Source organism: Anaerolineae bacterium (assembly GCA_014360855.1).
In the GTDB taxonomy this organism is placed as follows: domain Bacteria; phylum Chloroflexota; class Anaerolineae; order JACIWP01; family JACIWP01; genus JACIWP01.
Genome location: JACIWP010000119.1, coordinates 1 through 9,023 on the forward strand (window position 1 = coordinate 1; position 9,023 = coordinate 9,023).

The 9,023-nt window shown below is 63.3% G+C and carries 7 protein-coding genes and 1 pseudogene; 1 reads left to right on the forward strand and 7 read right to left on the reverse strand.

The genetic code is table 11. The features are described from left to right. Positions 1-384: 384 nt before the first annotated feature. Positions 385-1,284, reverse strand: coding sequence for a ParB/RepB/Spo0J family partition protein (locus H5T60_07935; protein MBC7242359.1), 900 nt, complete (start codon positions 1,282-1,284; stop codon positions 385-387). Beyond that, positions 1,281-2,054 carry a ParA family protein gene (locus H5T60_07940; protein ID MBC7242360.1) on the reverse strand — a complete coding sequence of 258 codons (774 nt, stop codon included), beginning with the start codon at positions 2,052-2,054 and terminating at the stop codon, positions 1,281-1,283. The genes H5T60_07935 and H5T60_07940 overlap by 4 nt, the downstream gene beginning before the upstream one ends. A gap of 207 nt (positions 2,055-2,261) precedes the next feature. On the opposite strand from H5T60_07940, the gene H5T60_07945 reads away from it, so the two are divergent. Then, on the forward strand, positions 2,262-2,939 hold the full coding sequence (locus H5T60_07945) for a GntR family transcriptional regulator (protein ID MBC7242361.1): 678 nt from the start codon (positions 2,262-2,264) through the stop codon (positions 2,937-2,939). A gap of 78 nt (positions 2,940-3,017) precedes the next feature. On the opposite strand, the pseudogene H5T60_07950 reads toward H5T60_07945, so the two are convergent. The 5 genes and pseudogenes from H5T60_07950 to H5T60_07970 all read right to left on the reverse strand — a co-directional run. Then, a pseudogene (locus tag H5T60_07950) lies at positions 3,018-4,324 on the reverse strand (amidohydrolase family protein). Next, entirely contained in the window at positions 4,321-5,916 is a 1,596-nt protein-coding gene (locus H5T60_07955; GenBank protein ID MBC7242362.1) for a carbon-nitrogen hydrolase family protein, read from the reverse strand. The pseudogene H5T60_07950 and the gene H5T60_07955 overlap by 4 nt, the downstream one beginning before the upstream one ends. Before the next feature lie 15 nt (positions 5,917-5,931). Next, complete coding sequence (locus H5T60_07960) at positions 5,932-6,696, reverse strand: glucose 1-dehydrogenase (protein ID MBC7242363.1); 765 nt, start codon at positions 6,694-6,696, stop codon at positions 5,932-5,934. Between the two features lie 20 nt (positions 6,697-6,716). After that, positions 6,717-7,736 carry a molybdopterin-dependent oxidoreductase gene (locus tag H5T60_07965; GenBank protein ID MBC7242364.1) on the reverse strand — a complete coding sequence of 340 codons (1,020 nt, stop codon included), beginning with the start codon at positions 7,734-7,736 and terminating at the stop codon, positions 6,717-6,719. Further along, a partial coding sequence (locus tag H5T60_07970) for a molybdopterin-dependent oxidoreductase (GenBank protein MBC7242365.1) occupies positions 7,733-9,023 on the reverse strand: 1,291 nt, incomplete at its 5' end. The genes H5T60_07965 and H5T60_07970, both read right to left, overlap by 4 nt.

The following is a 9,023-nucleotide window of genomic DNA, read 5'->3' on the forward strand; positions in this document are numbered from 1 at the left end:
TATGACAACGCCCTGGTCAAGCCATCTCTGGCTCGCCAGGGCGTGCATCTCTGCCTCTGTGGAGGAGCTCCTCAGCCCCTCGCCTCCCTGCGGGTAAATAAAAAGGCCAGCTCCAGAATTTTCTGGGCTGGCCGGCACGCGTCCGGAATTATGGCAGACGCGACACTAGCCAGGCCCGCCGGCCTGCTTCTTCGACTCCTTCTTGGCGTTGTACTGCAGGGTAATGCAGTAACTCATCGCGTCCGCCGTTTCCATTGCTTGGGTTGTGACAGTGTATTTACCACAGCCTCCGAATCTTGTCAAATAGGGCTTTTCGGGCATACAAACAGGAGACAGCTACCCGCCAGGTGGCTGTCACCGCAGGTTCAGCAAGTTGTTCCATTGCTACCGCCGGCGCGCCACAATGGCGTCATACAGCGCCTGTAGTTCCTCTTCCGAGTAGAAATGAATCACCAGCTTGCCACCCCGCCGGCTCCGCATAAGCTGGACACGGGTTCCCAGAGCGCTCTCAAACTCCGCTTCCAGGGCACGCGTCTCCGGCGACTGCTTCTCCTCCGCTGTGGGGGTATTCTTGGGCGCCTTTTCCAACAGCCGGCGCACCAGCTCCTCGGTCTGCCGCACGCTCAGCGCCCGGCTGATAATCAGGTTCATGGTCTGCACCTGCAGGGCCTCGTTCTCCAGCGAGAGCAGGGCGCGTGCATGCCCTTCCGAAATCCGCCCATCCGCCAGCGCCTCCTGCACCTTCGCCGGCAGACGCAGTAACCGCAGGGCATTGGTGACCGCCACGCGGCTCTTGCCCACCCGTTCCGCCACCTGTTCCTGCGTCAGCCCGAATTCCTCGATAAGCTGATGATAGGCATGGGCCTCCTCCAGCGGGTTCAGGTCGGCACGCTGGATGTTCTCCACCAGCGCCAGCTCCAACATCTGCTGAGGAGTCGCTTCCTTGACGATGGCCGGCACAGTGGTCAGCCCGGCCAGCTTGGCGGCCTGCCAACGCCGCTCGCCGGCGATGAGCACATACGGCGCATCCGCCAGGGGATCATCCGAGCGGGTGACGATGAGCGGTTGGATGACGCCGTGCTCGCGAATGGAGCCGGCCAGTTCCTCCAGCGATTCCGGCGGGATAGCACTGCGGGGTTGATGCGGGTTGGGAGCGATCAGCTCCACCGGGATGTGTTCCACCATCCCTTCCGCGGCCGATGGTGTGGAGGGTATTAACGCGCCTAATCCCTTGCCCAGTCCGCGCTTCGGCTGTGCCACCCTTCCCTCCTCCTGCGCCTTCATGCCGGCGTGGTGTCGCGCAGTAATTCTCGCGCCAGCGACTCATAGGCGGCGGCGCCGGCAGAATGCGGGGCGTAATTCAAAATCGGCATGCCGTAGCTGGGCGCCTCGCTCAACCGCACACTGCGCGGGATGATGGTGGCGAAGACGCGCCGGCCAAAATATTTCCGCACCTCATCCACCACCTGCTGGGACAACCGCGTGCGCGAATCGTACATGGTCATCAGCACCCCATGCACCCGCAGACCCGGGTTCAGCGTGCGCCGCACCAGCTCAATGGTCTGCAGTAACTGTGTCAGCCCTTCCAGCGCTAGAAACTCGCACTGCACCGGGATGATCACCCCGTGCCGGGCCGCGGTCAGCGCGTTCACCGTCAGCAGTCCCAGGCTGGGCGGACAGTCTATCAGGATGAAGTCATAGCGCGGCAGGATATCCTCCAGCGCATGGCTGAGCAGGCGCTCGCGGTCCGGCACCGCGACAAGCTCCACCTCGGCGCCGGCCAGCGCCGGCGCGGACGGCGCCAGGTCCAACCGCACCTGCCCGGTGAGCTGGATGATCTCCGCCATGTCCATCTGTCCCAGCAGGACATCATAGATGGAGTGCTGTAGGCGGTTCTTGTCCACCCCCAGACTGCTGGTGGCGTTCGCCTGTGGGTCAATATCCACGAGGAGCACACGCTGGCCGGCGGCGGCCAGATATGCCCCCAGGTTCACGGCCGTGGTGGTCTTCCCCACCCCGCCCTTTTGATTGGCAAACGCGAAGACCTTCGCCATAGTTCCGCCGTGAGGGAAGAAGGATACGAGCATCAACCGTATTGTAGCACAGCCGGCCCGCATGGTCAAAGCCGGTGTGCCCTCCCCGCCAAGTTCTACCAGGGGATTACCGTTCAGAGAAATTTGACACAATCCAAGATTGATGGTAGTTTATATTTGATAATGTCTGTTGTCCCCGAGTCCGGGCCGGCACAAGCGAGGAAAGATATGCAAAAATTAGAAGATTGGGGAGCTCCTACCTATCGCACCCTTCAGGAGCTGGTTGCTGACCGCATTCGCGAGGCCATCCTGCGCGGCTGGCTCAAACCCGGCCAGCGCCTCGACCAGGCGGAAATCGCAGAACGCTTCCAGGTCAGCCGCATGCCCGTGCGCGAGGCCCTGCGCACGCTGGAAGCAGAGGGGCTGGTGCGCTTCCTGCCCCACAAGGGCGTAGAAGTCTGCGACCTCTCCGTGGAGGAGATCGAGGAAATCTACCAGATCCGCTGTGTCCTGGAGTCTATGGCGATCCGTCTGGCCATCCCAAAGATGACCCCGGAAATGCTGGAAAATCTCAAGGCCCTGGTCAACGAGATGGAAGAGGTGATAGACGACCCTCTCGCCTGGACCACGCTCAATCACCGCTTCCATTCGGAACTGTATGCCATCTCCGGCCGGCCGCGCCTCCTCGGCATTATCGACAGCCTGCGCAACACGGTCCAACCCTACCTGGTCAGCGATATCTCCCATCCCCAGCGAGCACGCCGGGCCATTCAGGAGCACCGCGCCATCCTGGAGGCCTGCGAGCGCGGCGATGCCAATGCAGCCTCTGATCTGATCGTCGCACATTTACAGCATGTCTGCGAAAGTCTGGTGCATAACCGCAAACTGCGCCAGGAATCCAAATAATCCATCGTCCTCACGAGCAAGGGAAACGGGGCTGTGACCCTTACCACAGCCCCGTTTGCTCATCTCATGACAGCGACATCACCCGCCGGCGCCCAGCCGGGGGATAAACCGCCCGTACCCCGGCTCGCCAACCGGCCGGCCGTCCTCCGCCACCACGGTCCCCCGCACCAGGGTCATCACCACCTTACCCTGCACCTCCATCCCATCGTACGGCGTCCACTGGCACTTGGACACCACGCTGTCATTGGACAACACCTCGCGTGCCGACATGTCCACCAGTAGAATGTCGGCGTCGGCGCCGGGCAGGAGGGTCCCCTTGCGCGGATAGAGGCCGTAGAGCTTGGCCGGCGTCTCCGACAACGCCTGCACCACCCGTTCCAGGCTGACCTTGCCCTGGTTGACGCCGTTGAGCATCAGGCGCACCGTGGTCTCGATGCCGGGGATGCCGTAGGGCGCTTTCCAGATATCGTCCAGGCCGGCGGCCTTCTCCTCCTTCGGATAGGGACAGTGGTCGGTGCTGATGATGTCCACATGTCCCAGCTCCAGCTCAGCCACGGCCCTTTGCGCGCCAGGTCCTCCTTGGTGAGGTAGAAGTACTGGGGACAGCTTTCCGCATAGATTTTGGCGCCGGCGCAGCGCGCCTCCTGGATAATTCTCAGCGACTCGCACAGGCTGACATGGGCGAACACGATGCGCGCCCCAATTTCCTTGGCCAGCGCCACCGCACTGGAAATGGCCAGCAGTTCCGTCTCGGGCGGCCGCCAGTCCGCCACCACCAGGTAATCCTTGCGCCCAGACTCCCGCAGTTTCTTCTCATTGACCTTCAACAGCGTATCTTCCTCAGCGTGAATCAGGGTGATGCCGTTGAAGGTCTTCAGCGTGCGGAACAGCTCCTGAAGCATGCCGGGATACATGGGGGTGACGCCGTGCAGTTCGCAGGTGAAGGTCTTGAAGGCGACGGCCCCCATGTCCCACATGCCCCTCAGCTCATGCAGGTTGTCCGGCACCGCACCGCCCATGAAGGCAAAATCCACCACCGCCTTTTTGGCCCAGTAATCCCGCTTCTCGGCAAAGATCTTGGCGTTCAGCACCGGCGGTTCCGTGCGGTGGTGCTCGATGACCGTAGTAGCGCCCCCGACGGCCGCGGCGGCCGTGCCCGTGGTGCAATCCTCACGCTCCGTGTGGCCAGGGTCCATCATGTGGACATGGCCATCCACCGCGCCGGGCAGGACCAGCAGGCCGCCGGCGTCAATCTCTCGCTTCCCAGTGACCCCATCGAACTTCCCCAGCGCGGCGATGCGCCCATCCTGTACATACACGTCGGCCGGGAACCTTCCCTGGGGCAGGGCGACTGTACCGCCTCGAATGACCAGGTCCACTTTCATCGGATCAGCTCCTTGTACGTCTCTGGCCGGCGTCCCCACACCACATGGGTGCTGGGAGCCATTTCCTTATACCTTGCCGTTACCCAGGCCACCTGGCCGGCGATAACCTGCTCCACATCCGGCAGAGCCGCCGCCAGGAAGGCGCCGGCGGGATTGACCAGCGCGGTGCCCTGCCCGAACGCCGCGCCCAACGCCAGATAGACCTTGCTTTCATCTGCCCGGGCGCGGGCCAGCAGACGCAGGGGCAGGTCTGTCCGGCCGGCCTGCCAGATGACCACATCCGCCCCGCCCAGCATCAGACAGCGCGGCACTTCGGGGAGCACGGCCTCTTGGTCCAGCATGAAGCCCAGCCGGCCAAAGCGCGTCTCGAACACCGACAGGGACTCGCCGGCGGCGTAGCCACTGCCATCGGTGTGCACCTTCCGGTACTTCCCGACCAGACTGCCCTTATCCCACAACATAGCAGTGCGGTAGCGTGCTCCGCCGGCATATTCCTCCACCACTCCTGCCAGGCCGCACCCCACTTGGGCGGAGATCTCCGCCAGGCGCGCCTGGAACAGGGCCGCCTTCTCCGGGTTCTCGGCCGCCTCCGCCGGCAGTTCCCCGGGAAGTATCACCAAGCGGGCATCCTGCCGCACGGCGGTATCGGTCAGCTCCGCGGCGTGCTGGAGATACGCCTCCATTGACCGGTCCGCATGCATCTGGACCAGCGCCACCCGCACGACGGTCTCCTCCGGTACCACCGCCTCTTTGAGGATCCGGGCGATGGGCAGGGAACCCGTCGGTGCGGCGATGAGTTCATACGCGCGCGGATGGCGCGCCGCCGGCAGGGCCGGCCCGCCGGCCAGCTCGATCTCACACTCGACAATCTCCTCCCGATCTGGGCTGGCCTGGGCATGTTTCTTGCCATCCGGCCCAATCACACAGCTCCCTCCGCAGTACAGCACCGAGCTGGCCTCCAGTCCCACTTTGTTCGCCACCAGGAGCCAGATGCCGTTTTCCATAGCCCGCGCCGGCAGCATGTACTCGAGTTGGGGATTGGATAACGTTGCCCTATCACCCCCGCCCGAGACCAGCGCAGTCACATCGACGATCATCTGTGCCCCGCGAAGGGCCATGACGCGAGCGATTTCGGGCATGCGGCCGTCGGCGCACACCATCAGCCCAATGCGACCCAGGGCGGTATCGAAGACCGGGTACGTAGTGCCGCCGGCGAACCAGCAACGGTCGAAATGCCACAGGAAGCTCTTGGCTGTCATCCCGATGATCTGGCCATCGGGCCCCCACAGCACGGCCGCATTACGGGGCATCTCGCCGGCCCCGCCGGGCTGAACGATGCCGGCGACGATATGTGCCCGATACTGGCGCGCCTTCTCGCCGAACAGCGCCACCAGCTCGGACCAGGGGCGCAGAGGGGCCTCCTGGTACTCCCGCAGGCCTCGCAGGTAGTACGCCGGATAGGTACTCTCCGGCAGTACGATAAGGTCCGGCCCCCTGCGCCCGGCCTCATCCACCATCTCCAGGGCATGGCGGAGACCTTCCTCCGCCTGTTCCAGATCGTTACACTGCAGTTGCAACAGCGCGATGCGCAAGATAACCTCCTTCGATTACCAGGCCGTCCAGCCGCCGTCGACGGGCAGGGTCACGCCGTGCACGAACCGCGCCGCGTCGCTGGCCAGGAAGACCACCGGGCCGACCAGGTCTTCCGGGGTGCAGAAGCGGCCGGCGGGAATGCGCCGCAGGACTTCCTCCCGCCACACAGGATCCGCGAACAGCGCCTTGTTCATCGGCGTCTCGGTAGCGGTCGGGGCAATGGCGTTCACGTTGACGTTGTACTTGGACCATTCGATAGCCAACACTTTGGTAAGCTGGCTGACGCCGCCCTTGCTGGCGGCGTACGCGGCGCGCTTCTCGTACCCGACCAGGCCGAAGGTGGAGCTGACGTTAATGATCTTGCCGTAACGCTGTTCCACCATGACGCGGCCGATGATCTGGCACGAGAAGAAGAGGCCCTTCAGGTTGGTGTCCAGGATGCGGTCCCAATGCTCCTCGGTGACCTCCAGCGCCGGCTCATTGATGTTCATGCCGGCATTGTTCACCAGGATGTCGATCTTGCCAAATTCCTTCAGGGTGGCATCCCGCAGGGCCTCGATGTCGCTGATTTTCGTGACGTCCACCCGCTGGACGAGCACGCGGCGGTCCATGGCGCGGATCTCCTCCGCCAGAGATTCCAGTTCCTCCACGGTGCGAGCGCAGACGACCATATCCGCGCCGGCCTCCGCCAGGCCCAGGGCCAGCGTGCGCCCAATGCCGCGGCCGGCTCCGATAAGAATCGCTACACGTCCCGTCAAGTCAAAATTCGCCAGAGCCATCTTTCCTGCACCTCCTGACATTAGTGAATGGATGAAGCTGTGTTGTTCTGGGCTTCCTTTTCCCGCAGTGCCTTGAGCACTTTTTCGGGAGTGGCCGGCAGGGAATACAGCCGCACCCCCACCGCATCGTAAATGGCATTCAGGATCGCCGCCGCCGTCGGCACCAGTGTCGGTTCCCCCACGCCTTTAGCGCCGAAGGGTCCCGTGGGGTCATAGTTGTCCACGATGATGACCTCGATCTCGGGCATATCCATGGTGGTGGGTATCAGATAATTGGACAGGCTGGACGTCAGCAGTGTGCCGTTGCTGGAAAAGACCATTTCCTCGCTCAAGGCAAACCCCACTCCCATGGAGATGCCTCCCTGAATCTGGCCTTCCACCAGCATGGGGTTGATGGGCGTGCCGCAATCATGCGCCGCCACGATGCGCAGGACGTCTACCTGTCCCGTCTCCGTATCCACCTCGACCTCGGCGATCTGGGTGGCATAGACATAGGTGTTGAAGGGTTTGCCCTGGCCGGTCTGCGGGTCCAGGGGCACCGTAGGAGGGTTCCACGAGGCACTTCCCTGGACCGGCCGGCCCAACTTAACCTGACTGTAATACGCCACCTCACCGATGGAAATATTCTTCTGGGGGAAGTCAATCACCCAGATGCGCCCCTGCCGCGTTTCCAACTGATCCGTGCGCACCCCCAGCATCGGCGCGGCCACCTCGAACAGTATTTTCTTTGCTTCCTTCGCCGCTAAACGTATGGCATTGCCGGTGACATACGTCGTGCGGCTGGCAATCGCGCCGGTATCCACCGGCGTGCCGTCCGTGTCTGCCGACACCATGATAACTTCATGCGGCGATATCCCCAACTCCTCCGCCGCAATCTGGGCCAGGACCGTCAGAGACCCCTGGCCGGTCTCCACTGTCCCCGTGAGCACCGTCGCCGTGCCGTCCTCGTTCACCTTCACCACGGCGGCGCTGGGATTGGCGGAAACCGTGAACCCGATGGGATACCACATACACGCGATACCGCGTCCTCGCTTCTTCATCGCTCTTTCACCTCCCAACCGAATCGCTCAGCCGCCGCCAGCAGGGTCTTTTTCAAGGCCACGCTGTGCAGAATCTGGCCAGTGGCGCTGATGGACCCTTCGTCATAGGCGTTCAGCAGGCGGATCTGCAGGGGATCCATACCCAGGCGGTGAGCGATGGTATCCATATGGGATTCATAGGCGAAACAAACCTGCGGCGCCCCAAAGCCGCGCATGGCGCCGGTCATCGGCTTATTGGTGTACACCACATAGCCGTCCAGGGCAATGTTCGGGATATCGTAGGGGCCGGCGCTGAGGATGGTCGCCTTGCCCAGCGTCGTCTCGCTCCACGAGCAGTAGGCCCCGCCGTCGGCGATGAGCCGCACCTTCCTGGCGATGATGCGCCCTTCCGCCGTCACCCCGCTGGTGTACTCCATGATAAAGGGATGGCGTGTGGTAGAGGCGATGAACTCTTCCTTGCGGGAGTACGTCCCTTTGACCGGCCGGCCGGTCTTCTTCGCCAGGATCGCCAGCACCGGCTCGATGGTGATCTCGTTCTTCCCGCCGAAGTTGCCGCCAAGCTGGGTCGAGACCACCCGCACCCGGCTGACCGGGACCTGTAGGATGCGCGCCAGGTCGGTGCGTGCCAGCGTGATACGGCCCACGGTGCACCAGACGGTGAGCCGGCCGCCGGCGTCCCACATAGCGATGCTGGAATGCGTCTCCATGGGGACATGCTCCACCATCTGGGTGCGGTAGCGCTCCTGCACCACCAGGTGCGCCTCCGCCAACGCCTTCTCCACATCGCCTTTGCGGATGTGCCACTCCCAGTAAATGTTACTGCGCGGCTCATGGATGCGCGGCGCGTCTTCCTTCATCGCCTCCAGCGGGTCCAGCACCACAGGTAGCGGCTCATACTCCACCACGATCTTCTCCAGCGCTTCCTCGGCAATCTGCTCACTCACCGCCGCCACCGCCGCAATGCCATCCCCCATATGCCGCACCTTGTCCTTGGCCAGCACGGGCTGATCCTGCAGGCTGGGGCCGAACGAATTGACCGGGATATCGTCCGCCGTGATGGTCGCCACCACCCCCGGCATTTCCAGCGCCTTGCTGACGTCCACCCGCAGGATGCGGGCGTGGGCATAGCGGCTCCGCAGTACCTTGGCATACAGCATGCCCGGGAAGGACAGGTCGTTGATGTACTTCAACTGCCCGAGCACCTGGAAAATGGTATCCCGGCGGGGAATCCGACGCCCGATGGATGGGTAGCCGGCAAACTCCTCCGTCGGCGCTTCCTCGATAATC